Here is a 23,076-nt window from a genome sequence, read left to right as displayed (position 1 = left end):
AGGCAGGGCACCTGGAACGGGCCCCTTACACAAGCCCGTTGCACACGCCCGGCGGCAGCACAGCTCAGCCGCCGGCCCCGAGCCGTGCGGCGATGCTGTCGCGGAGCGCGGCCGTCCGCTGATCGTCGTAGCCGGCGAGCAGGGCGAGGGCCGTCTCCCAGTGGCCGCGCGCCCCGTCCGGATCGCCCGCCCGCACCGCGGCGGCGAGGCCGTCGAGCGCGACGGCCTCGTGCCAGCGGTCGCCGAGCTCGTGAAAGCGGGCGGCGGCCCGGCGGTGGCAGGCGGCGGCCTCGTCGGGGCGGGCGAGCGCCCGGTGGGTCTCACCGCTCCCGTGCCAGGCGAGCGCCTCCCGGCCGCCGTCACCGATGCGGCGGTGCAGAGCGGCCGCCCGGTCGTACGTGGAAAGGGCCTCGTCGAACAGCCCGTTGGCCTGCTGTGCCGCCCCCAGGACCAGCAGACGCAGCCCCTCCGAGGCGGACATGCGGCGCCGGACGGCGATGTCCACGGCTCTCTGCGCCGACTCCAGGGCCGCGGTCGGCTCCCCGCGCTCGCGCTGGATGTTGCTCAGGCTGCGCAGCGCGCTGCCCTCGCCGAGTTCGTCGTGCAGATCCAGATAGACGGCGAGGGCCTGCCGCGCGCAGGCGTCGGCATCGGCCAGGGCCCCGGCCTCGTAGTACGCGTTGGCGAGGTTGGACAGCTCGACGGCCGCCCCCCGGGGCGCGTCCAGCTCCCGGAAGGCGTCGAGCGCCTGGGCGAAGTGGGTGACGGCGGCGTCGAGTCGCCTCCGGGCGAGAAAGACGAGGCCCAGCGAGTTCAGCGTGGCGGCCTCGCCCCTCCGGTCCCCCAGTGCGCGGCGGAGGGCGAGGACTTGGCGGTGGCACTCCTCTCCTTCCGCGAGCCGGTTGTTGCGTACGTGCGCTTCGCCCAGGCACCGCAGCACCCACGCCTGGGCGAACCGGTCGTGAAGGGCGTGACTCGACGACAGCCCGAGGCGGGCGGTCTCGGTCCACTCGGTGGTGGGCCTGGCGTGGGTCGAGCCGCGCCACTGCACGACCGGGAGCTGCCAGGCGAGGTCGTGGAGTTCCGCCCCCGCGGCGGCCCGCGTGGCGGCGTAGATATTGAGGCGCTCGCGTTCGATCCAGTCCACGGCCGCGTCGTAATCCCTGAAGGTCAGGGGTGGGGCCTCGTCGTCGGGCGTCGGCAGGGGCAGTCCGATCCCGTCCGGTCGTGCCCTCTGCCGTGCTGTCTCGGCGGTCAGCAGATACCACGTCAACACCCGTCCGAGCACGGCCTCCCGCTCGTCGGTTGCCATCTCGGCGTGCGCCCGGTCCGTGGCGTACGCGCGCAGCAGGTCGTGGAGTTCGAACCTGTCCGGGGCGGTCTGCTCCAGCAGATGGACGCCGACGAGCGCGTCGAGCAGCCGCCGGGTACCGCTCACGGAGTCCGCGGCCAGCGCGGAGGCCGCCGCGATGCTGAAGTCCGGGCCGGGGTGCAGGCCCAGGAGCCGGAACAGCCGGGCCTCCGGCTCCGGCAGCGCGCGATAGGACCAGGCGAAGACCGCATGGACGCCGTCCCCGTCTTCGTCGTCTCCCATGCTGAGGGTTTCCCACAGCGACGACTTGTCCCGCAAGTCGTCCAGCAGATCGCCCAGGCTCAGGTGCGGACGGCTGACCGCCCGCTCCGCCGCGATCCGGAGAGCGAGCGGGAGGCGGGCGCAGAGCCGTGCGAGCTCCGTCAGTTCGGGCGCGTCGTCCTCGGCGCGGCGACCCGCCGTGGTGGCGCGCAGCAGCGCGACCGCGTCGGGCTCCGGCAGAGGGCGCAGCGTCAGTGGGTACGCCCCGTCGCGTACGGCCAGGCCGCCGAGGTGACGCCGGCTGGTGACGAGCGTCAGGCAGTCGGGTCCTGCGGAGAGCAGGGGGCGGACCTGGCCGGCGGAGGCCGCGTTGTCCAGCACGGTCAGCACGCGGCGGCCCGCCAGGTGTGAGCGGTACAGCGCCCCGGCGGCGTCCGGGTCGGCGGGGATCGCCGGTGCCGGGACGCCCAGGGCGGTGAGCATCCGGTGCAGCGCCTCACCCGGCAGCAACGGCCGGCCGGGGTCGTAGCCGCGGAGGTTGACGTAGAGCTGCCCGTCGGGGAAGCGGGCGGCGATCCGGTGGGCCCAGCGCAGCGCGAGGGAGGTCTTGCCCACCCCGGCCGTCCCGGTGACGACGACCAGGGGCGGCGCTCCCGCCGCGCTGCCGAGTATCGCGTCCAGCTCGTGCAACTGCGCGGCCCGGCCGACGAAGTCGCGGGGAGCGAGCGGCAGTTGGCGCGGGACCGGGACGTCGGCGTCCGGGGGCCGGGGGTCGGCGTGATGGACGTGCAGACCCCCGCTGATGTCCCGGGCCTGGACCACGGCACCCGCGGTTCCCGACATCTCGGACCGCGTGGCGCCCGAGCCGCCGGCGGGGTCGTCCGGCTGGTGCGTCACGGCAGGGCGAGGACGCAGAACTCGTGGTCCTCCGGGTCGGTCAGGCAGGTCCACGGGACGTCGCCCTGGCCGAGGTCGAGGTCGCGGGCGCCCAGGGTGCGCAGCCGGGCCGCCTCCGCCTCCTTGTCGTCGCCGGGGTACGGCAGCAGGTCGAGGTGGACGCGGTCGGGGGCGGTCTTCTGTCCGGGGACGCGGAGGAGTTCGAGGTACGGGCCCCCGCCCCCGGCCGCGCGCAGCACCGCGTGGTCGTCGCTCACCTCCCGCACCGGCCAGTCCGTCGCCTCGCCCCAGAAGCGGGCCATGGCCCGCGGGTCCGCGCAGTCGACGACCACCGCGGCGATCGGCCCGGTGTCCCGGTAGACGTCCCGCGGCTCCAGCACGCAGAACTCGTTGCCCTCGGGGTCGGCGAGGACCGTCCACGGCACCTCGCCCTGGCCCACGTCGGCGGGGGTGGCGCCGAGCGCCAGGAGGCGGGCGACCAGTTCCTCCTGATGGGCCGCCGAGGTGGTGGCGAGGTCGAGGTGCACGCGGTTCTTCGCCGCCGTCCTGGGTTCGGGGACGGGCACGACGTCGATGCCGAGGGCGACGGGATGCGGCCATCGAAGGCCGCCGCCGGGGCCGACGTAGGTGGTGGCGCCGGATGCCTGGACGTGCCAGCCGAGCGCCTCCGCCCAGAACCGGCCGACCGCCGGGTGGTCGAGGGCCTTGATGTTCACCTGGACGGGTCGCAGAGCCATGCCGGCGATCCTATGCACCCGTGGCGCGCGCGTCGGCTCGCTTCTTGAAATCGAACACACGTATGATAGCGAGTCGTGAGCGACTACGAGTTTCCGGAGGAGTTGCTGCGGGCGAAGCGGGAGTGGTTCGCCGTCGCGCAGCGGTTGGAGGAGTTCCCGCTGCGCCCGTATACGGACAGCGCGGGCGTCGAGCACCGGGCGGGCAGCGGGTGGACGCCCGAGCTGGACCGGCAGGAGACGGTGCTGCGGAAGAGGTTCCGCGACCTGTCCATCGAGATATCGATCCACCCGTTCTGGGAGACGCTGAACGGGGGTACGGTCGCGGCGCGGATGGCGCTGCGCGAGGCGGCCCGGTCGTCGGGCGGCTGAGGTGCGCGCGGCGGCCCATGCGCGGACAGCGGTCCGGGGTGGGCGGGAAGACCGCCCACCCCGGGGGTGGTTCGACGGGTGCGGGAGCCGGGGTCAGCCGCGTACCGGCTCCGGGGCGGGGGTCGTGTCGTCGCCGGACCCGGCGGCGTTCACCTTGGTGCCGTCCGCCGCGGCGGCCTCCGCTGCGGAGTGGCCCGCTGCGTTGTGGCCCGGCGCGGTGTCGTCCGGCGCCGGCTCCTGCGGGCCCGCGCCCGTGGGCGGGACGTGGTTCAGGAGGCGTACGGCCAGGACCGCCACACCCGCCAGCAGCACCGCCGCGATGATCGCGGCCATGTGCATCCCGCTGACGTACGCCTCCCGCGCCGGGGCCAGCAGCGCCTCCGCCGTCCGCGCCGGCAGGTCCGCCGCCGCCGTGGCCGCGCCGGTGATGCCCTCCCGGGCGGCGTCCGCGGCCGGGCCCGGGGTGCCGGCCGGCACGCCGTCCTCCATCTGTCCGCGGTAGACGATCGTGCCGACGCTGCCCAGGGTCGCGATGCCCAGTGCGTAGCCGAACTCGCCGCTGGTCTCGTTCATCGCCGCCGCCGAACCCGCCTTCTCCGGCGGCGCGGAGCTGACGACCAGGTCGGTGCCGAGGGTCACCAGCGGCCCGGCCCCCAGGTTGATGAGCGCGAACCCCGTGACGACGTACGGCAGTCCGCCGGAGACGTCGGCCACCACGAGCAGCAGCAGGCCCACGACCGAGACGCTCAGCCCGCCGCCGATGAGCCGGGCCGGCCGGACGTAGCGGGCCGCGACGGGGGCCAGGCCGAAGCTGAACCCCGAGGTCACCACCGCGGGCAGCATCCACAGGCCCGCCTTCAGCGGCGAGAGCCCCTGCACCATCTGCAGGTACTGGGTGATGAAGAGCATCAGCGCGCCCATCAGGAACGTGCCGGCGAACATCCCGCCGAGCGCCGTGCAGAAGGCCCGGTTGCGGAACAGCCGCAGGTCCATCAGCGGGTGCTCCAGCCGCTGCTGGCGCCGTACGAAGACCGTCCCGAACGCGCCGCCCGCCGCGAGCGCCGCCAGCGGCACCGGTGCCCAGCCGTCCTTCGCCAGCTCCTTCACCGCGTACACCAGCGGCAGGACCGCCGCCAGGGACAGCGCCACGCTCGCCAGGTCCAGCCGGCCCGCCTTGGTGTCGCGGTACTCGGGCAGCACGATCGGGCCCAGCACCAGCAGCAGCACCATCGCGGGCACCCCGAGCAGGAACGCCGAGCCCCACCAGAAGTGCTCCAGCATCGTCCCGCCGACCAGCGGGCCGATCGCCGCGCCGCCCATGAAGCACATGAACCAGACGCCGATGGCCGCCGAGCGCTGCCGGGGGTCCTGGAACATGTTGGTGATCAGCGCCAGCGTCGACGGCGCCAGCGTCGCCCCCGCGATGCCGAGCAGCGCGCGGGAGGCGATCAGCATCTCCGGGCTGGTGGAGTACGCGGCGACCACGGAGGCGACGCTGAACGCCGCCGCGCCGGTGAGCAGCAGGCGGCGGCGCCCGATGCGGTCGCCGAGGGTGCCCATCGTGACGAGGAAGCCGGAGAGCATGAACCCGTAGACGTCCATGATCCAGAGCTGCTCGGTGCTGCTCGCGCCGAGGTCCGCGCTGAGGTGGGGCAGGGCGAGCAGCAGGACGAAGACGTCGATGGAGATGAGCAGAACGGGCAGCGCGAGCACCGCGAGCCCGATCCACTCCCGCCGCCCGGCCCGTGTCGCGATGTCGGTGGCCATGAGGTGTGCTCCTTGTCCGAAACAACCGTCCGGCGCCCCCTCGGGCGCCTCTCACCCGTGCGTCGAGCGAGCGGGACGGATTTCGACAGCGGAGCGGAGGAAATCTTGAATGTGAGGTGGATCACATGAGGGGGGTCAGAGGCGGACCGCCGCGCCCGTGACGTGCACCCGGGGATCGCCCGCGCGCAGCTCGACCTCCAGCAGCGAGGGGCTGCCCATGTCGTGGCCCTGGTGGAGGGTGAGCCGGTCCTGTCCGGCGGCCAGGCCCAGTTCGCGGACGTACGCGCCGAAGGCGGCCGCCGCCGCTCCGGTGGCCGCGTCCTCCACGACGCCGCCGACGGGGAACGGGTCGCGGACGTGGAAGACGGCGGGGGACTCGCGCCAGACGAGCTGGACGGTCGTGAGGTCCAGCTTCTCCATCAGGGCGCGCAGCCGGCCGAAGTCGTAGTCGAGGTCGGCGAGGCGGGCGCGGGTGGCGGCGGCGAGGACGAGGTGGTGCGCCCCGGCGAAGGCGATGCGCGGGGGCAGGGCGGCATCCAGCTCGGCGGCGGACCAGCGCAGCGCGGCCAGCGCCTCGGCGACGTCGGCGTCCGCGGCCTGCCGGACATGCGGCTCGACGCTGCTGAGCGTCGCCTTCAGCACGCCGTCCGCCTCGGTCACCGCCACCGGGACGCGGCCGGGCCGGGTGTGCAGCGCGAAGTCGCCGGCGCCCAGCCGCTCGGCGAGCGCCACGGCGGTCGCGACGGTCGCGTGGCCGCAGAAGGGGACCTCGGCGGCGGGGCTGAAGTAGCGGGCCGTGAACGACCGGCCGGCGCCGGCCTCGTCCGCCGGGCCCGGAGTGAGGAACGCGGTTTCGGAGTAGCCCACGTCGGCCGCGATGGCGGCCATCCGCTCGTCGGAGAGGCCGGTGGCGTCGAGGACGACGCCGGCCCGGTTGCCCCCGGCGGGGTCGGTGGCGAAGGCGGTGTAACGCAGTACGTCGGTCATGCAGGGGTGAACCCGCGACGGTGTGTCCGGTGTTCCCGCAGGTACGCGGCGGTGCCCGCCGGCGGCGCGCAGGCCGGCGGGCCCGGGGTCACCAGGCCGTGAGCACCGGCGGGCCCGGTTCGTACCGCCGCCAGGCGTCGTTGAGGCGGCCGAGGCGGGCGGGGTCGGCGATGCCGCGTACCAGTGCGATCTTTCCGTGGGCGAGGTCGAACGTCACGGCGCCGATGACCTTGTCGCCGACCACGAAGAGGACGGCGGGGCCACCGTTCACGTGCGCGGAGTGGACGGCGGGCAGGCCGCCGGCGAAGCGCCGTTTCACCGCCGAGGGCGCGAAGCCGGCCCGGGCGATGCCCGCGATGCGCTGCGGGGTGTCGTACTGCAGCATCACCGAAGTCAGGCCGGCGCCGTCGGAGATCGCGGTCGGGTCGTCCGTGAGCAGTTCCACGAGCCGTTCCGTACGGCCGGAGGCGGCGGCGGTGAAGAACTCCTCGGCGATCCGCAGCGCGGCCGCCGGGTCGACCTCGCCGCCGCGGGGGCGCGCGGCGGTGACGCGGCGGCGGGCCCGGTGCAGGTGCTGCTGGCTCGCGGACTCGGAGACGTCGAGGATCCCGGCGATCTCGGCGTGGCCGTAGGAGAAGGTCTCGTGCAGGAGGTAGACGGCCCGCTCGACGGGTGACAGGCGTTCCATGAGGGTGAGCACGGCCAGGGACACCGACTCGCGGCGCTCGAAGGTGTCGGCCGGGCCGAGCATCGGGTCGCCTTCGAGGAGCGGTTCCGGCAGCCAGGTGCCGACGCTGCGTTCGCGGCGGGCGCGGGCCGAACGGAGCCGGTCGAGGCAGAGGTTGGTGACGACCTTGGTCAGCCACGCCTCCGGCACCTCGATCCGTCGCCGGTCGGCGGCCTGCCAGCGCAGGTACGCGTCCTGTACGGCGTCCTCGGCGTCGGTGGCAGAGCCCAGCATCCGGTAGGCCAGCGAGGCCAGCCGGTCCCGGCTGGCCTCGAAACGTCCGGTGTCGAAGCGGTCGGTGGCGGTGCCGTCCATACGTTCCACCCTAGGTGTGCCGTCTCATGAAGTCGGTGCCGCGGTCCCGGACACCGCCCGGCGAAGGAGCCACCGGGAGTCCGGGCGGCGAACGATGCCCCCGTACGCGCGGTTCGGTCCGCCGGCCACGAGCGCGGCAGCCGTCGCTTGACTTCATGCCGACATGAAGTCGCAGCATGCGTCCATGTCCATGGATCAGGAAGCGGTGGAAGAACGCCGCGAGACCGAAGCCCTGCTGGCCGTCATCGACACCGCGGACCGGATGCCGGACGCGACCCGGCTGCGGGCCCGCTCCTATGAACTGCTGTCTCCCGTCCCGGGCTCGACCGTCGTGGACGTCGGCTGCGGCGCCGGACGAGCCGTGGGCGAGCTGACCGTACGCGGCGTCCACGCGGTGGGGGTGGACCCCGGCCGGTGGATGCTCGCCGCGGCCCGGGAGCGGTGGCCGGAGGCCGAGTTCCGGGAGGCCGGGGCGGAGGATCTGCCGTTCGCCGACGGAAGCGTGCGCGGTTACCGCGCGGACAAGGTCTTCCACGTCCTTCAGGAGCCGGCGCGCGCGGTGGCGGAGGCGCGCCGGGTCCTCTCTCCGGGCGGCAGGATCGTCCTGGTCGGGCAGGACTGGGACGCCATCATGATCGATTCGGATGACCCGGCGCTCACCCGCACGATCGTGCACGCCCGCGCCGACCTCCTGGGCGCGCCCCGCGCCGGTCGGCAGTACCGCGGCCTGCTCCTGGCCGGCGGCTTCGACGAGGTCACGGTCGAGGTGCACACCAGTGTGTTCACCGACCCCGCGATGCTGTCGCTGGTCGCGCGGCTCGCCGAGCCGGTCTGCGCGAGCGGCGCCGTCGGCCGTGACCGGGCGGACGGATGGCTCGCCGAACAGCGCCGACGTGCCGAGGCCGGCCGGTTCCTCGTCGCCGTCCCCGTCTTCGTGGCCTCCGCCTCCGCCTGAAAGGCCATCAGGCCGTCCGCATCCGGGGTCGTCCGGGACCTCCGCGGACCCGACGTCCGCCGTCAACCGCATCTAGGCGGCCAGGGAAGGGTTCTCGCCGGTCGCGTCCCACGAGGGGTCCGGCGCCGTCCCCGGCGCGGCGGCCAGCCGGCGCCTGCGCCGGGGCACGCCGTACGTCGGGTGCAGGGTGCCCCACAGCGAGCCCCGGACGATGCACGCCTTGACCCGTGCCGCCGTCCGGCCGGCCACGTATGCGGGCTTCGCCCGTGCTTCGTCGTCGACGGGCTGCAGGATCCCGTCCCGCCGCCCGAGGCTGATGTGGTTGAAGGTGTAGACCAGCTTGGTGTGCGCGACCTCGCGGCCGGTCAGGTGCGCCACGATCGCGTCGATCGCCTGCTTGCCGGTGTAGCCGGCGGAACCGCAGGACATCGGCAGCGGCCTGCCGTTGTCGCCGAGGGCGCGGACGCTGTCGCCGACCGCGTAGACGTCCGGGTGCGAGACGGACCGCATGGTGCGGTCGACGACGATCCGCCCGTCGTCGGTGACCTCCAGTCCGGCGGCGGCGGCCAGCGGGTCGACCGCGAACCCCCCGGTCCACACGGTGGCGTCGGACGCCAGGGCGGTGCCGTCCGTGCACCGCACCCGCGTCGCTTCCACGGCCGCGACCACGGTGTGCTCCCGGACGGTGATGCCCATCCGGTCGCAGGCCCGGCGCAGGTGGGCGCGGGCACCGGCGGAGAGCCGGGCGCCCAGCTCGCCGCGCGCGACCAGCGTCACCGACAGGCCGGTCCTGGCCTCGGCGATCTCGGTGGCGGTCTCGATGCCGGTCAGCCCGTCGCCGACGACCACGACGGTCCCGCCCGCGCCCCGGGTGTCCAGGCTGTCCAGCCGGTCGCGCAGGCGGAGCGCCGCGGGCCGGGCGGTGACGTGGAAGGCGTGCTCGGCCACCCCGGGGACGTCGCGGTAGGCGACGCGGCTGCCGAGCGCGTAGACGAGCGTGTCGTAGGGCAGCAGGCCGCCGCCGTCGGCGTCGGCCACGGCGACGACCCGGTTCTCGGGGGCGACGGCGGTGATCCGGGCCACCCGCAGCCGTATCCCCGTGCCCGCGAAGACGTCGGCGAGCTGCGGGGTCTCGATCTCCCCGCCGGCCGCGAGCCGGTGCAGCCGCAGCCGCTGGACGAACTCCGGCACCGCGTTGACCACGGTGATCTCGGTGTCCGCCGGGGACAGCCGGCGGGCCAGGTTCCCGGCGGTGTAGGCCCCGGCGTAGCCGGCGCCGAGGACGACGATGCGGTGCTTCATGTGCGGCTCCCTGTGTGTCGCTTGCTCCCGAGACCTGAGCGGCACAGCGCCGCGATTGCTGACAGGAACGGCACGTGACATGGGTCACAGCGCTACGGGAGCGGGGCGCGCGCGGTCCGCAGCCGGGTGATCTTCAGTTCGTATTACTGACGTGTGCGCGTCACTTCCCTCTCATCTCGCCGCCTGAGACTCTCCCCACGTCGCACCCCCCGAACGGAGAGGTGACCCATGCCCGAGTTCCCCCTCAGCCGCCGTCGCGCCCTCGGCACCGCCGCCGCAGCCGCCCTCGCCCCGACCGTCGTCGGGCTCTCCGAGGCGCGGGCCGCCGGCCCCGCGCGCGGAGCCGGCGGCGAGGACGAACTGCACGTCATGAGCTTCAACCTCCGCTACGCCTCCGCCACCCCGCCGAACTCCTGGCCCGAGCGCCGCCCCGTGATGCGCGCGCTGCTGCGCGCCGAGGAGCCGCACCTCGTCGGTACCCAGGAGGGGCTGTACCCGCAACTGCTCGACATCGCCACCGACCTCGGCCGCCACCACGCCTGGATCGGGACCGGCCGGAAGGGCGGCAGCAAGGACGAGTTCATGGCGGTGTTCTACGACATCCGCCGGCTGGCCCCGGTCGCGTTCGACCACTACTGGCTCTCCGACGAGCCCTACCTGATCGGCTCCAACACCTGGGGCAACGCCGTGCTGCGGATGGTCACCTGGATCCGCTTCCGCGACCTGGTCACGGGCGGCGAGTTCTACCACGTCAACACCCACCTCGACCACGTCAACCAGCAGGCGCGCGAGCGCTCCGCCGACCTGATCACCAGCCGCTTCGCGGAGTTCGACACCTCGCTCCCGCGGGTCGTCACCGGCGACTTCAACGTCCCCGCGCACCGCAACCCCGTCTACGACGCGATGCTCGTGGGCGGCGGTCTGGAGGACACCTGGGACGCGGCGGAGCGGCGCAGCGACGCGTACGCCACGTTCCACGGCTACCGGCCGCTGGTGCCGGAAGGCGACCGCATCGACTGGATCCTCGTCACGCCGGAGGTGCGGACGCGGTACGCCAAGATCAACACGTACCAGCGCGACGGCCAGTTCCCCAGCGACCACCTGCCGGTGCAGGCGTTCCTGCGGCTCTGACGGCCACGGCGCCGGCGGCCCCGGGGCCCGCCGGCGCCACCCGTCCCCTCCGGCTTCGGCCTAGCCCTCGTCCTCGTCCCGCTGCTCCGCCCTGCCGCGCAGCCGCTCCAGCTCGCGCCGGTCCCGCTTCGTCGGCCGGCCCGTGCCGCGGTCGCGACGGGCGACCGGGGCGGCCATCTCGCGCGGCGGCGGGGGCGGGCTGTGGTCGGCGTAGCACTCGACGGCCACCGGCGCGCCGACCCGCTTGCGCAGCAGCCGCCTGACCACGACGATCCGCTCCCGCCCGGCCAGCCGCACCCGTACCTCGTCGCCGACCCGCAGCGCCTGGGCCGGCTTCACGCGGTCGCCGTTGACGCGGACGTGCCCCGCCTTGCAGGCGGTGGCCGCCGCGGAGCGGGTCTTGGTGAGCCGTACGGACCAGATCCAGCTGTCGACCCGTACGCTCCCGTCCTCTCCAGCCATGTCATCGACTCTACGGGCCCGTGCGGAGGGATAATCCCCACGGAGCGGACCTCGGGAGGAGATCATGAAAGCGATCGTCACAAGCGGCTACGGCGGAGCGGAGAATCTGCGGCTCCTTGAGGTGCCCAAGCCCAAGGTCGGCCCCGACCAAGTGCTCGTGCGGGTGAAGGCGGCCGGGGTCAACCCCGTCGACTGGAAGGTCGCGGCGGGCGGGCTCGACAGCATGATGTACGTCCACTTCCCGCTCATCCCCGGCTGGGACGCGGCCGGCGTGGTGGAGGAACTGGGCGCGGACACCCCGGAGTTCGCCGTGGGCGACGAGGTGCTGGGGTATGTGCGCCGGGACGAGATCGGGCAGGGCACGTACGCGGAGTACGTCGCCGCGCCCGTACGGACCCTGACCCACAAGCCCGCCGCGCTGAGCTGGCAGCAGGCCGCGGCGCTGCCGCTGGCCGGGCTCACCGCGCTGCGCTCGCTGGACCGGGTGGGCGCCGGGGACGGCGAGACGGTGCTCATCCACGGCGGCGCGGGCGGCGTCGGCTCGCTCGGCGTCCAGCTCGCGGTCGTCCGCGGGGCCCGCGTGATCGCGACCGCGAGCGAGCGCAACCACGACTTCCTGCGCTCGCTGGGCGCCGAGCCCCTGACGTACGGCGACGGCCTCGCCGACCGGGTGCGGGAGATCGCACCGGACGGGGTGGACGCGGCGCTGGACTTCGCGGGCGGCGGGGCGGTGCAGGTCTCGCATGAGGTGCTGAGGGACCCGGCGCGCTCGGCGTCGATCGTGGACGGCGAGGTGAAGAAGCTGGGCGGGCAGGTCGTGTGGGTGCGCCCGGACGCGGAGGGCCTGGCGCATCTGGCGGGACTCGCGGCTGCGGGCAAGCTGACGGTGCACGTGGAGGCGCTGCCGCTGGCGGAGGCCGCGGAGGCGTTCCGCCGCAGCGAGTCGGGCCGTACGCGGGGCAAGCTGGTGCTGGACGTGCCGTAGCGCCGGGGCGGGGAGGGGCGGGGATGCCCGCGGGTGCAGTCGCCCGCGGGCGCTGATGCCCTACGAGCGCACGGGTCGCAGACGCGGCGCGCCGGGCGGTGGGCCGCGGGGGCGGCACGGCCGTGGCCCGCACGGATCCGCATGACGCGTGTTGCCCGCCGCGGGCGCGGGTGCGCGGCCCGCCGGGGCCGCGAGCACGGGAGCCGAGCTCACCTTGCCGCGGCGGGCGTTGCGTGGGTGCCGTCGGCGGGGGCGTCCCGGGCGGCGGGGGCGCCTTGCGCTGCCCGAGGGCGGGCGCGTGCGTACCGCCGCGCCCCGCGCCACCCGCAAGGTGACCCCGTCCCGCAGGCACGGGGTCACCCCGGCAGCGCCCCGCGCTACCGCAGCTCCGCCCGGTGGGTGGCGCCGCGGGAGCCCGCCGTGCGCACCGTCACCCGGCCCTGCCTCCCCGGTGCCACCTCCACCGTCGGATCCGCGCTCGTCACCGCGCGGATCCGCAGCGGGAGTTCGAGGTGGACCTCCGTCGCCGTATGGCCCGGATCCGAGACCGCCAGGGAGATCGTGTCGCCGCGGCGTTGCAGCAGGACCGTGGCCGGACCTCCGCTGCGGATGCCCGCCGCCGTGGCCGGCGCCCAGAAGTGGGCCGCCGTCAGGCCCAGATGGGGGATCTCGACGGCCTGCGCCGCCGCGTCGTTCGCCGCCACCCGGACCGGGCCGCGCGCCGACCACGCCGCCGTCGCCACCCGGCTCGCCGCGGGCAGCAGTGCGTACGCGTAGCGCGCCCCGGCGGGCGACGTGCCGTGGTCCAGCCAGAGCGTCAGATAGCGCCGGGTGTGCGGGGTGGTGGAGCCGCCCGTGTCGGCGCCGGTGTTGATGTCCCGCCAGGCGCCCGTACGCTCCTCGCGCAGCGCCCGCAGGCGGTTTCCCGCGCCCCCGTCCAGGAAGACGTACCCGCCGGTCCCCTCCAGGTGCGCCCACCGCGCCCGTGCGAAGTCCCGCTCCCAGCCGGCCTCTCCCGGCTGCCGCCGGCCGTCCACCACGAACGCCGGCTCGCCGTCCCCGCGCAGGCTGCGGTTCTCGACCGTCGTCTCGATCACCCTGCCGTCGGCCGCCGTGATGTCCGCGCCCAGCGCGACCACCGCGTCGTCCAGGAAGAACCACGTCTTCCTGGCCCGCAGCGAGCTTCCGTCCGCGCGCAGCTCGAACGCCGCCGCCCCGTACCGCCTGTGCAGCACCGCGCCGCCCGACACCTCGTTCGCCGGGCGGAACTCCGTCCAGACGGACCCCAGGTTCGCGCGCGGGCGCGTGTCGACGGTCGTGCCGGGCAGCCGGTACGCGTTCACCGTGGGCCAGAAGGCGTCGCCGAACTGCCCCTGGTCGCCCGGGAGATAGAGGTAGCCCACGCCGTCGCCGGTGTACCAGCCGCGGGCGTTCTCGCCGTTGCCCGCCTCGTACGCCGCGACGCGCTTCGACGACAGCGACAGCGTGTACGACCAGCCGGGCCGCCGGTGCACGACGCGCTCCATGGCGGCGAAGGAGTGGTGGCCCGTGAGCGGCGGCGCGGCCGGCACCCCCGGGTCGGCGAGCACGGCCTTCGCCCGCTGGATGTGCGGGAGGCCGACGAGCGAGAGGTACGGGTACGCCGACTGCCGCTCGATCCAGCCCTTCGCCGCCGCGTGCCAGCGCGCGGCCTGGCCGGCGGGCGCGGCCTCCGCCACCTGCAGGACGTACGAGACGGCGAGCGCGCCGTCCACGTGGTCCGGAGCGCGCTCGCGGGAGATCGCCCGGCCGCGTACCGCGTCCATCATCAGCCCGTCGGTGATCACCGGGGCGAACGACCGCTCGACCGCGTCGAAGAGCACGGTCGTCGCGGGATCGGTGACCGCCCACGCCGAGCCGGCGAGCAGCGCCATCAACTGGCCCGCGGCGGCCAGGAGCACCGCGCCGTACGTGCCGGTGTAGGCGACCGAGCCGTGCTGGACGAAGGAGCCGTCGCGGTAGAAGCCGTCGCCCGAGGTCACGTACTGGAAGAGGCTGTTGCGCCCGCCGTCGCGCACGTCGGACAGGCCGTCGCGGGCCAGCGCGGTCTTCTCCGGGCTACGGCCCAGCAGCCCGCGCAGCGCGACGATGACGCACTTGTCGGCGCGGTTGGCGCCGGTCTCCGAGAGCGTCGGGGCGTTGGTGCGGCGGTCGGGGTCGGGGACGAAGCGGTCGACGGTGGCGAGGTACGCGGCGAGGTCGGCGGCGGGCAGCAGGGCGCGCAGCAGGACGCAGCAGTCGAGCAGGGCGCGCGGGGCGCCGATCTCCCAGAACCACCAGTTGCCGCTCTGGGTACGGCCCGGGTGGTAGGCGGTGTCGTGGAGGAAGCGCAGCGCGTCGAGCAGTGCGGCGGCGACCTCGGTGCGGCCGGTGAAGGAGGTGCCGGGGGCGGTCCAGGCGGTGGCGAGGGTGCGCAGCCGCGGGTAGCACTGGCCGAAGTTGCCGGCGTCGGCGACGGGGGCGAGGTCGGGCCAGAGCGCGGTGCGTCCCGCCGACCGGTCCAGGGTGTCCCACCAGCGGCGGGCCTCGGCGTCGAGGTCGGCGAGGGCGGCGGCGAAGTCGGGGTCCGCGGGGTCGTAGCCGTCGCCGGCGAGCATGCGGGCGGCGCGCTCCAGCAGGGCTTCCTCGTCGGCGGGTGCGGCGGCGGCCGGCGGTCCCGAGGCGGCGGCGCCGGGGGCCGCGGCGTACGCGGCGGCGGCGGTCGCCGGGACGAGGAGCGTCCCGGCGCTCGCGGCGAGCAGGGCGCGGCGGGAGGGCACGGGCGGGCGGACGGGGCGCATCGGGCTCCCTCGGTTCGTACGAAAGGGTCCGTGGTCACCTGCATGAAAGCGCTTGCTGCCCGGGTCGGCAACCCCCGCCGCACGAACGGGGGTTGCCCGGCGACCCCTCAGCGCGACGTGAGGTCCGCGGTCGCCTCCGGCGGCTGGGTGTCCTTCGCCGCCGTACCGCCCGCCGCCCCGGCCTCTGCGCCGTCCGCCGCAGCCGCGCCCTCCTCCGGGTCCGAGCCCAGCGAGTCGATCAGCGCGTCCTGCTCCGCCCCGCCCTCGGGGCGCAGCAGCCCGATGCCCACGTACAGCACCAGCGACGTCAGCAGCGGCAGTCCCACGAGCGCGGCCTGCGTGGTGCCGTCCAGCACCCAGTGCAGCACCGCCCACAGCCCCAGGCCGCCGGCCCACGACACGATGGCCGCCGTCGGGCCGCAACGCCGGAACCACGGCAGCATCCCCAGCATCAGCGGGATCGAGATCGGCCCCATCGTCGCCGCCACCAGGTCCACGACCACATCGAGCACGAAGCCCTCACCCCCGGTCGCGATCGCGATGACCATGCTCACCGACACGAACGCCACCGTCGTCACCCGGGCGAACGTCAACTGTGCCCGGTCGGTCAACTGCCGTACCCGCGGCACCAGCACGGGCGCCATGTCCCGGGTGATGACCGCCGAGATCACGTTGGAGTCCGAGGCGACCATCGCCATCGTGTGGCAGAAGAACCCGGCCAGCACCAGCCCCGTCAGGCCGGCCGGCATCAGCTCCTTCGCCAGCTCGATGTACGACTCCTCGCTGTTCTCCAGCCCCGGCACGATCAGCGGCGCCGCGAACATCGGCAGGAACAGGACGAACGGCCACACCAGCCACAGCCCGCTGGACAGCAGCGCCGAGCGCTTCGCGGCGGAGCCGGACGGCGCGGCCATGTACCGCTGCGCCAGGTTCCACATGCCGCCGTTGTACTCGAAGGTCTTCACCAGCAGGAACGCCAGCACCAGCGTCGTCGTCACCGGCCCGGTGACCGGGTCGTGGTGGCTGTCCGGCAGGTCGTCCCACATCGTCCACAGCGAGGAGAAGCCGCCCAGCTCCGCCAGCACGGCCCAGAACATCACCACACCGGCCAGGAACTGGATGACGAACTGGCTGAAGTCCGTGAGCACGTCGGCCCACAGGCCGCCCACTGCCATGTACGCCATGGTCGCCACGCCGGTGAAGAGGATCCCCCACTCCAGCGGCACGTCCGCGAAGCCCTGGAGCAGTACCGAGATCGCCACCCACTTGGCCGCGATGTCGACGACCTTCAGCAGTGCGCCGCTGTACGCCAGCACCTGCTGCGTCGGCAGGTTGTACCGCTTCGCCAGGTACTCCAGCGGCGAGGCCACGTCGTGCTTCGCGCGCAGCCGCGCCCAGCGGGGCGCGAAGAGGAACGCGCCGACCCCGATGCCGAGGCCGATGGTCAGCGCCCACCACACGTACACCGTCAGCCCGTGGTCGTAGGCGACGGCGGCGAACGCGACGAACATCACCGCGCTGTAGCCGGACATGTGGTGCGAGATGCCGGACAGCCACCACGGTATGCGGCCGCCGGTGGTGAAGAAGTCCTTCACGGTGTGGACGCGGTTCTTCGACCACCAGCCGATGCCTACCATCACGCAGAAATAGGCCCCGACCATGATCCAGTCAGCGATGGACATCGCGGCTCCTGCCTGTGTCTTCTCCGATGGGTGGGGGGTGGTGCGCGTGCCGCGTGCCGAGCGCTCACCAACGGGCCCGCGCGGGGGCGAAGCCGGGGTGGAAGCGGCGCATGTACGCGGTGTCGTCGCGGCGCCGGACGCCGCACCTCTCGTACTGCTCGTGCAGCACGGCCAGCGCGTCGCGGTCCAGCTCGACGCCGAGTCCGGGACCCGGCGGCAGCGGTACGGCGCCGCCGGTGAAGGCGAGGGCCCCGGGGGCGATCACGTCCTGCCCGTCCCGCACCGTCAGCCAGGGGGTGTGGGTGTCGCAGGAGTGGTCGAGGTTGGGGGTGGCGGCGGCCAGGTGCGTCATCGCGGCGAGGCTGATGCCGAGGTGGGAGTTGGAGTGCATGGACAGGCCGATGCCGAACGTCCCGCAGAGCGCCGCGACCTGCGCGGACTTCAGCAGCCCGCCCCAGTAGTGGTGGTCCAGCAGCAGCACCCCGACGGCGCGTTGCGCGATCGCCGGCGGCAGGTGGGCGTGCGTGACCACGGCCATGTTCGTGGCCAGCGGCATCGGCACCTTCGCCGCGACCTCGGCCATCCCCTCGATCCCGGGCGCCGGGTCCTCCAGGTACTCCACCGTCCCGGCCAGTTCGGCGCCGACGCGTACGGAAGTCTCCGGCGTCCAGGCGGCGTTGGGGTCGATGCGCAGCGGCAGCCCGGGGAACGCGTCGCTGAGGGCGCGTACCGCCGCGATCTCCTCGTCGGGCGGGAAGACCCCGCCCTTGAGCTTCAGCGAGCGGAAGCCGTACTCGTCGACGAGCAGCCGCGCCTGGGTGACGATGCCGTCCGGGTCCAGCGCCGCGCCGAAGCGGTCGTCGGGCGCGTCGGGGTGGCCCGCCCACTTGTAGAAGAGGTACGCGCTGTACGGCACGGCGTCGCGCACCGGCCCGCCGAGCAGATCCGCCACGCGGCGCCCCGTGGCCTTGCCGACGATGTCGAGGCAGGCGACCTCGAAGGGGGAGAAGACGGAGTCGACGGTCTTGCCGTTGCTGCCGGCACCGGTCAGACCGTGCTGGTCGGTGAAGACGTCGGTGCCGACACTGGCGGCGACGCGGGCGTAGAGGCCGTGGTGGTGGCCGGCGTCGGCGCCGGTCAGGGCGCGGGCGGCGGCGCGCAGCCGGTCCAGGTGGGAGGCGTCGCCGTAGCTCTCGCCGAGGCCGGTGAGGCCGTCGTCGGTGACGACCTCCACGACGCTGCGCAGGGCCCACGGCTCGTGTACGCCCGCGGCGTTGAGCAGCGGCGGGTCGCGGAAGGCGACGGGGGTGACGGTGATCTCGCGTATCCGCATCATCGGGCGGCCCCGGCGATCTCCAGGCCGGCGGAGACGATCAGCTCCAGCTCGGCGAGGTGTTCGGGATGCGGGTCGGCCAGCGGCGGCCGTACGCCGCCCGTGTCCAGGCCGCGCAGCCGGGCGCCGGCCTTGACCAGCGAGACCGCGTAGCCGGGGACTTCGTTGCGGAGCCGGACGAGGGGGATGTAGAAGCCGCTCAGCAGCCGGCGTACGCGCGCGTCGTCGCCCGCGGCCCGCGCCCGGTGGAAGGCGAGGGCCACCTCGGGGACGAAGCAGAAGACGGCCGAGGAGTACAGCCGCGCGCCCACGGCGGCGTACGCGGCGGCCGAGACCTCGGCGGTGGGCAGGCCGTTGAAGAAGGTGAAGTCCTTCGCGGGACCGTCGCGGCCGTCGAGCGCGGCGTGGACGGCCGGGATGACGCGCTGCATCAGCTCGATGTCGCCGAGCCCGTCCTTGAAGCCGGTGACCGTGGGGATCCGCGCCAGCTCCGCGGCGCCGGCGGGGGTGAAGCGGGCGTTGTCGCGCTGGTAGACGACCAGCGGCAGGGCGGTGGCGGCGGCGACCTCGCGCACGTACGCGACGAGCCCCGCCTCCGGCGCGGCGACCAGGTACGGCGGCATCAGCAGCACCCCGTCCGCGCCGGCCCCGGCGTACACCGGCACCCGGCCGCCCGCGGCCACGACGGCGGTACGGACCACCCGCCGGTGCTCCGCGCCGTCGAGCGCGTGGAACTCGCCGGTGCCGCAGGCGGCGAACACCGCCCCCGCGCCCTGCGCGACGCCGTCGGCGACGTGCCGGGCGAGCACGTCCTCGTGCACCGCGCCGGCGGCGTCGAAGGGGGTGAGGGGGAAGAACAGGATGCCGTCGAGCCGCACCGGGACCTCGATTCATCTATCTGAACGAAAGATATGAATCTGAATTGGTGCCGGAAACGTAGAGGTGGGGGCGACGGCCGTCAAGGGGGTGCGCGCGGGTTCCGGCCGCGGGGGCAGGGGCGCCCGCGCGCGAACGGCGGCCTCAGTGGGGCCAGATGGGCGGGTCGGTGCAGAACGGGCCGCCCAGGTTGGCCTGGTCCGGTGCGTCCGGCGCGTCGGGGCCGAGCTCGGCGAGGAGCTTGTCCGCGTACGCCTCGGAGTCGTCCTGCGGCTCGTAGCCGAGCGCCCGCGCCGTGCCGAGGTCCCACCAGGCGCGGGTGTTGGCGGAGCTGCCGTAGACGACGGTGTGGCCGACGTCCGGCGCGCTCAGCGCGGCGTGGAACAGGCGGGCCCCGTCGGCAGGGCTGAGCCAGAGGGAGAGCATGCGCACGGAGGTCGGCTCGGGGAAGCAGGAGCCGATGCGTACGGAGACGGTCTCGATGCCGTGCTTGTCCCAGTAGAGCTGCGCCAGGTCCTCGCCGAAGCACTTGGACAGGCCGTAGAAGGTGTCGGGGCGGTGCGCGGCGTCGGTGCCGATCAGCTCCGCGGCGGGCACGCGGCCGGTGCGGCGGGGCCGGGGGTGGAAGCCGACGGCGTGGTTGCTGGAGGCGAAGACGACACGGCCGACGCCCTCTTCGCGGGCGGCCTCGTAGAGGTGGTACGTGCCCTCGATGTTGGCGCGCAGCACCTTCTCGAACGTCGACTCCAGCGAGATCCCGGCGAGGTGGAGCACCGCGTCGACGCCGCGCAGGGCCTCGCGCAGCGCGGCGCGGTCGGCGAGGTCGGCGGTGACGGCGCGCTCGGGTCCCGGGGTGACGGCGACGCGGTCGAGCAGGCGCAGCTCGTGGCCGTGGGCGGGGAGCAGGCCGCGCATCAGGGTGCCGATGCCGCCGGCGGCGCCGGTGAGCAGGACGGTGCGCGGTGGGCGGTGGGCTGACATCGTGACTCCTCGGTGGTGCGGGGCGTCGGTGGACGGGGCGGCGGGGAGGCGGTCTTGACGGTGCGTCGGGGCGGCCTTAGCGTGCCTGTTCACCAATATGGACGCCGGGCAGAAATGTGTACACCCTGATGATGACACCTCGTGCTTCGGTCTTTCTGTATCCGTGGGACGTCGTCGGCGACCCCGCCGCCGCGCGCCGGGTGGCGGAGTTGGGCGTACGGCAGGTGACGCTGGCCGCCGCGTACCACTCCACCCGCGCCGTGACCCCGCGCCACCCGCGCCACCGCATCGTCACCGCCCGGCACTCCGCGGTGCTCTACCCCCCGGACGCGCGCCGGTGGGCGGGGCGCGCGCTGCGCCCGTACGCCCAGGACTGGGTGGCCGCCGCCGACCCGTTCGGCGAGGCGGCGGAGGCGCTGGCCGGGGCGGGGGTGGAGGTGAACAGTTGGGTGGTCCTCGCGCACAACTCCCGGCTGGGCGCGGAGCATCCGGAGACCTCCGTGGTCAACGCGCACGGCGACCGCTACCCCTGGGCGCCCTGCATCGGCCGGCCCGACGTGCGCGACTACCTCGTCCGGCTCGCGGCGGAGGCGGCGACCCGGCCGGGGGCGCGGGGCTGCGAGCTGGAGTCGTGCGGGTGGTACGGGCTGGCACATCTGCACGCGCACGACAAGACCGGCGGCGTGGCCCTGGACGCGGCCGGGCAGGTGCTGATGTCGCTGTGCTTCTGCGACCGCTGCCGCGACGGCTACGCGGCGTACGGCGCGGAACCCGACGACTTGCGGTCGGCGGTCACCGCCGCGCTGCGGCCCTACTGGGACGGCGCCGCCGCCGCACCGCCGGCCACGGCCGAGGCGGTGGAGGCGGCGGGCACCTGGGCCCGGATCGTGGGGCTGCTGGGCGCCGAACGGGCCGCCGCGGTGCTGGGCTGGCGGCGCGCGGCGGCCACCCGGCTGCAGCGCGAGGCGGTCGCGGCGGTACGGGCCGAGGCCCCGGACTCCGCGTTCCGCGTCCTGCTGCACGCCACCCCGGAGCCGTACGCCTGCGGCGCGAACGCCGGCGTGGACCCGGCGGAGGTGCTGCAGTTCGCGGACGGCCTGGTCCTGCCCTGCACCGGCGGCCCCGCCGCCCGCACCGCGGCCCTGGAACCCTGTGTCCCGTACCGCCGCCCGCACACGACCCTGGCGGCGAACCTCACGGTGGTCGCGGGTCTCGGCGGCACCCCGGCGAGGCTGGCGGAGGACGCGGCCCACGCGGCGAAGCTGGGCGCGGACGAACTGCGGCTGTACCACGGGGGACTGGCGTCGGGGGAGGACCTGGCCCGGGTGGCGGAGGCTCTGGGCGCCTGACGGCCGCCGGCGCCTTTCCCGGTGGTGCCGATGCCTATGCGCAGGCCCTGACGAGGAGGGTTCCGACGCCTTGTCCTTCCGGGGGAGGGATGACCTCGGCTCGGGGGTTTGCGTACCCCGCATCGGTCAGGAGGGCCGACCACTCTTCCGGACCGTAGTCCCACCTGGTTACCGCCCTGGCCGCACTCAGCGTGCCCACCGGCTCCATGCCTTCGGCCGGGGGCTTGTGGGAGAAAGCCAGTACGCCACCGGAAGAAAGCCTCTTCCGGATCAGGGGGAGGAACTGTTCAGGGTCCGTGAACCAGACGGGTCCGAAGATGGAGAGAACCACGTCGAACGGGCCTTCTGCGTGGCTCAGGTAGTCGGTCACGTCTGCCGTCTGGAAGGCGAGGCCGGGGAGGTGCCCCCACCGGGCGACGGCCTTCTTGCGCTGGCTCGGTGCGATGTCCACGCCGGTACACACGGCACCCAGGGTGGAGAGATGGGCCAGGTTGCAGCCCGTACCGGAGCCGAGTTCCAGGACGGTCCTGCCGTGAAGCTCACCGAGGACCGATTCATCGGGGCCGTGGTCCGCGTACTGCGTCCAGTTCAGCCACGTGCGGGCCCCGGAGGCGTTGGTCTCCCGCCGGGGTGTCCGCCCCCGGGCGTACCGCTCCCAAGCATCGACGACGTCCATGCAGAACCTTTCCTCACGGGGACAACTCCCCTCGGATCCAAGGGGAGGTGCCCCGCTCAGTGGAGTACTACTTCCCGCTGTTGGGGCTGTCCGTGCACCCGGCATGGCACTGGGAGCAGTCGGTGGCATCCTTCATGGCCCACAGCTCCGGGTCGATCTGGAAGCCGGAAGCCCGGATGGCCTCGACCGTGTCCCGCAGGGCGGGCGTCGGGGTGGACGGTCTCGTATGCGAACGGTCGAACGTGGGTTTTGGAGCATCGGGCCCCACCCGGCCCGACAGCCGCCTCCCCAAGGGCCCGGCTCCGGGGAGCACCGGCGATCACGCACAGCACCCCGCGCCCGCCGGGACCCGGAACCGGCCCACCCGGGGAAGCAGCGCCCAACTCCCCACCGCATGACGTATATCCGCCCGGCGATCGCCTACCGGTCCCCGACCCGCACCACCGGAAGCGGAGAAAATGAGCCGTAACTCGCGGTAACCCGCCCCGAAAACCGGCCCAAAACGCCCATCCGCCCCGACTTTCGCCCACCTGGCCAGGCCCGAGGGCTGGTCGGTGGTGTCCAGCCGCCCGGGGCGGTCCCCCCGAGGCCACCAAACGGTGGAAATGAGCCATAACCCGCGGTAACACCTCCAACAAACCCCGCAAATCACCCCCACCGATCGACTTTCGCCCATCGCCGCGCACGCGGCCGTTCCGAGGCCGGGCAACCGCTGTCCGCAGGGCCCGGGCGGAGGGATTGGGTCGTAACTCGCGGTAGCCCTCCCGGATCCGGGCCGGATCGGGCCCCAGGGCCCGAGTCCTGCCCCGCGGCGCGCACGACTGCCCACTCGACGCCGCACAGAACCCCGGAGCGCGCCGTCGCCGGGCGGGCGAACGTCGTGGGGCGGGGAGCCGGGCGCTGCTTCCCCGGGTGCGCAACTTCCGGGCACTGGCGGGCGCGGGCTGCGGCGTGTGATCGCCGCTGCAGCCGGGCCGGGTGCCCCCGGGGACGTGGCTGGGCTCCAGCGGCCGGGAGGCCAATGCTCCACAACCCACGTCAGGCCGTTTCGCCTACGACACCGCCCACCCCGACGCCCGCCTTCCCCACGACACCGGCCACTCCGGCGACCAGAGCCGGCACCCCCGCGCCGCCGCCCCCGGCGCCGAGAACA

The 23,076-nt window shown here is 74.4% G+C and carries 18 protein-coding genes; 5 read left to right on the top strand and 13 right to left on the bottom strand.

Annotated elements, in window-relative coordinates:
• Positions 1-64: 64 nt before the first annotated feature.
• Both ABGA99_RS32230 and ABGA99_RS32225 read right to left on the bottom strand, forming a co-directional pair.
• Positions 65-2,470 carry a tetratricopeptide repeat protein gene (locus ABGA99_RS32230; RefSeq protein WP_347584021.1) on the bottom strand — a complete coding sequence of 802 codons (2,406 nt, stop codon included), beginning with the start codon at positions 2,468-2,470 and terminating at the stop codon, positions 65-67.
• Positions 2,467-3,207, bottom strand: a complete 741-nt coding sequence (locus ABGA99_RS32225; protein ID WP_347584020.1) for a VOC family protein — start codon at positions 3,205-3,207, stop codon at positions 2,467-2,469. The genes ABGA99_RS32230 and ABGA99_RS32225 overlap by 4 nt, the downstream gene beginning before the upstream one ends.
• A gap of 75 nt (positions 3,208-3,282) precedes the next feature.
• Between ABGA99_RS32225 and ABGA99_RS32220 the strand changes: the two genes are divergently transcribed.
• Positions 3,283-3,576 (top strand): hypothetical protein, encoded by a 294-nt coding sequence (locus ABGA99_RS32220; protein WP_347580343.1) that lies wholly within the window; start codon positions 3,283-3,285, stop codon positions 3,574-3,576.
• A gap of 93 nt (positions 3,577-3,669) precedes the next feature.
• Here the strand turns inward: ABGA99_RS32220 and ABGA99_RS32215 are convergent, their stop codons facing one another.
• The 3 genes from ABGA99_RS32215 to ABGA99_RS32205 all read right to left on the bottom strand — a co-directional run bounded on the left by ABGA99_RS32215 (position 3,670) and on the right by ABGA99_RS32205 (position 7,372).
• Positions 3,670-5,343 (bottom strand): MFS transporter, encoded by a 1,674-nt coding sequence (locus ABGA99_RS32215; protein ID WP_347580344.1) that lies wholly within the window; start codon positions 5,341-5,343, stop codon positions 3,670-3,672.
• 135 nt (positions 5,344-5,478) lie between these two features.
• On the bottom strand, positions 5,479-6,330 hold the full coding sequence (locus tag ABGA99_RS32210; RefSeq protein WP_347584019.1) for a PhzF family phenazine biosynthesis isomerase: 852 nt from the start codon (positions 6,328-6,330) through the stop codon (positions 5,479-5,481).
• 88 nt (positions 6,331-6,418) lie between these two features.
• Positions 6,419-7,372: a sigma-70 family RNA polymerase sigma factor gene (locus ABGA99_RS32205; RefSeq protein WP_347580346.1), complete on the bottom strand. Its 954-nt coding sequence runs from the start codon at positions 7,370-7,372 to the stop codon at positions 6,419-6,421.
• A 184-nt stretch (positions 7,373-7,556) separates the two neighbouring features.
• Here ABGA99_RS32205 and ABGA99_RS32200 point away from each other — a divergent pair, with 184 nt between their 5' ends.
• Positions 7,557-8,327 (top strand): methyltransferase domain-containing protein, encoded by a 771-nt coding sequence (locus ABGA99_RS32200; protein ID WP_347580347.1) that lies wholly within the window; start codon positions 7,557-7,559, stop codon positions 8,325-8,327.
• 72 nt (positions 8,328-8,399) lie between these two features.
• Here the strand turns inward: ABGA99_RS32200 and ABGA99_RS32195 are convergent, their stop codons facing one another.
• Positions 8,400-9,629: an FAD-dependent oxidoreductase gene (locus tag ABGA99_RS32195; RefSeq protein WP_347584018.1), complete on the bottom strand. Its 1,230-nt coding sequence runs from the start codon at positions 9,627-9,629 to the stop codon at positions 8,400-8,402.
• A gap of 228 nt (positions 9,630-9,857) precedes the next feature.
• Here ABGA99_RS32195 and ABGA99_RS32190 point away from each other — a divergent pair, with 228 nt between their 5' ends.
• Positions 9,858-10,760, top strand: a complete 903-nt coding sequence (locus tag ABGA99_RS32190; protein ID WP_347580349.1) for an endonuclease/exonuclease/phosphatase family protein — start codon at positions 9,858-9,860, stop codon at positions 10,758-10,760.
• Between the two features lie 60 nt (positions 10,761-10,820).
• On the opposite strand, the gene ABGA99_RS32185 is transcribed toward ABGA99_RS32190, so the two are convergent.
• On the bottom strand, positions 10,821-11,222 hold the full coding sequence (locus tag ABGA99_RS32185) for an RNA-binding S4 domain-containing protein (protein ID WP_347580350.1): 402 nt from the start codon (positions 11,220-11,222) through the stop codon (positions 10,821-10,823).
• Positions 11,223-11,286: 64 nt separating this feature from the next.
• On the opposite strand from ABGA99_RS32185, the gene ABGA99_RS32180 reads away from it, so the two are divergent.
• Positions 11,287-12,207 (top strand): NADP-dependent oxidoreductase, encoded by a 921-nt coding sequence (locus ABGA99_RS32180; protein ID WP_347580351.1) that lies wholly within the window; start codon positions 11,287-11,289, stop codon positions 12,205-12,207.
• Positions 12,208-12,584: 377 nt separating this feature from the next.
• On the opposite strand, the gene ABGA99_RS32175 is transcribed toward ABGA99_RS32180, so the two are convergent.
• From ABGA99_RS32175 to ABGA99_RS32155, 5 genes are all read right to left on the bottom strand, one after another.
• Positions 12,585-15,026: a polysaccharide lyase 8 family protein gene (locus tag ABGA99_RS32175; protein WP_347584017.1), complete on the bottom strand. Its 2,442-nt coding sequence runs from the start codon at positions 15,024-15,026 to the stop codon at positions 12,585-12,587.
• A gap of 107 nt (positions 15,027-15,133) precedes the next feature.
• Positions 15,134-16,708: a sodium:solute symporter family protein gene (locus ABGA99_RS32170; protein ID WP_347580353.1), complete on the bottom strand. Its 1,575-nt coding sequence runs from the start codon at positions 16,706-16,708 to the stop codon at positions 15,134-15,136.
• Between the two features lie 64 nt (positions 16,709-16,772).
• On the bottom strand, positions 16,773-18,041 hold the full coding sequence (locus tag ABGA99_RS32165) for a glucarate dehydratase family protein (protein ID WP_347584043.1): 1,269 nt from the start codon (positions 18,039-18,041) through the stop codon (positions 16,773-16,775).
• The gene (locus ABGA99_RS32160) at positions 18,041-18,919 is read right to left on the bottom strand and encodes a 5-dehydro-4-deoxyglucarate dehydratase (protein ID WP_347584016.1); all 879 of its coding nucleotides are present in this window, start codon (positions 18,917-18,919) and stop codon (positions 18,041-18,043) included. Before ABGA99_RS32160 ends, ABGA99_RS32165 begins: the two co-directional genes overlap by 1 nt.
• Positions 18,920-19,061: 142 nt before the next feature.
• Positions 19,062-19,898 (bottom strand): NAD(P)-dependent oxidoreductase, encoded by an 837-nt coding sequence (locus tag ABGA99_RS32155; protein WP_347580355.1) that lies wholly within the window; start codon positions 19,896-19,898, stop codon positions 19,062-19,064.
• A gap of 128 nt (positions 19,899-20,026) precedes the next feature.
• Here ABGA99_RS32155 and ABGA99_RS32150 point away from each other — a divergent pair, with 128 nt between their 5' ends.
• Entirely contained in the window at positions 20,027-21,247 is a 1,221-nt protein-coding gene (locus ABGA99_RS32150) for a hypothetical protein (RefSeq protein WP_347580356.1), read from the top strand.
• Positions 21,248-21,281: 34 nt separating this feature from the next.
• Here ABGA99_RS32150 and ABGA99_RS32145 read toward each other — a convergent pair whose 3' ends face one another.
• Positions 21,282-21,923, bottom strand: a complete 642-nt coding sequence (locus ABGA99_RS32145) for a class I SAM-dependent methyltransferase (protein WP_347580357.1) — start codon at positions 21,921-21,923, stop codon at positions 21,282-21,284.
• Positions 21,924-23,076: the final 1,153 nt, after the last annotated feature.

It is taken from the genome of Streptomyces sp. B5E4 (genome assembly GCF_039871555.1).
In the GTDB taxonomy this organism is placed as follows: domain Bacteria; phylum Actinomycetota; class Actinomycetes; order Streptomycetales; family Streptomycetaceae; genus Streptomyces.
This window is presented reverse-complemented; position numbering and strand designations above follow the sequence as displayed.

Bases quoted from the DNA above. Each gene is read 5' to 3' on its own strand.
- ABGA99_RS32225 (WP_347584020.1), bottom strand. From the start codon at position 3,207: ATGGCTCTGCGACCCGTCCAGGTGAACATCAAGGCCCTCGACCACCCG.
- ABGA99_RS32215 (WP_347580344.1), bottom strand. From the start codon at position 5,343: ATGGCCACCGACATCGCGACACGGGCCGGGCGGCGGGAGTGGATCGGG.
- ABGA99_RS32210 (WP_347584019.1), bottom strand. From the start codon at position 6,330: ATGACCGACGTACTGCGTTACACCGCCTTCGCCACCGACCCCGCCGGG.
- ABGA99_RS32205 (WP_347580346.1), bottom strand. From the start codon at position 7,372: ATGGACGGCACCGCCACCGACCGCTTCGACACCGGACGTTTCGAGGCC.
- ABGA99_RS32200 (WP_347580347.1), top strand. From the start codon at position 7,557: ATGTCCATGGATCAGGAAGCGGTGGAAGAACGCCGCGAGACCGAAGCC.
- ABGA99_RS32195 (WP_347584018.1), bottom strand. From the start codon at position 9,629: ATGAAGCACCGCATCGTCGTCCTCGGCGCCGGCTACGCCGGGGCCTAC.
- ABGA99_RS32190 (WP_347580349.1), top strand. From the start codon at position 9,858: ATGCCCGAGTTCCCCCTCAGCCGCCGTCGCGCCCTCGGCACCGCCGCC.
- ABGA99_RS32185 (WP_347580350.1), bottom strand. From the start codon at position 11,222: ATGGCTGGAGAGGACGGGAGCGTACGGGTCGACAGCTGGATCTGGTCC.
- ABGA99_RS32180 (WP_347580351.1), top strand. From the start codon at position 11,287: ATGAAAGCGATCGTCACAAGCGGCTACGGCGGAGCGGAGAATCTGCGG.
- ABGA99_RS32175 (WP_347584017.1), bottom strand. From the start codon at position 15,026: ATGCGCCCCGTCCGCCCGCCCGTGCCCTCCCGCCGCGCCCTGCTCGCC.
- ABGA99_RS32170 (WP_347580353.1), bottom strand. From the start codon at position 16,708: ATGTCCATCGCTGACTGGATCATGGTCGGGGCCTATTTCTGCGTGATG.
- ABGA99_RS32165 (WP_347584043.1), bottom strand. From the start codon at position 18,041: ATGCGGATACGCGAGATCACCGTCACCCCCGTCGCCTTCCGCGACCCG.
- ABGA99_RS32155 (WP_347580355.1), bottom strand. From the start codon at position 19,898: ATGTCAGCCCACCGCCCACCGCGCACCGTCCTGCTCACCGGCGCCGCC.
- ABGA99_RS32150 (WP_347580356.1), top strand. From the start codon at position 20,027: ATGATGACACCTCGTGCTTCGGTCTTTCTGTATCCGTGGGACGTCGTC.
- ABGA99_RS32145 (WP_347580357.1), bottom strand. From the start codon at position 21,923: ATGGACGTCGTCGATGCTTGGGAGCGGTACGCCCGGGGGCGGACACCC.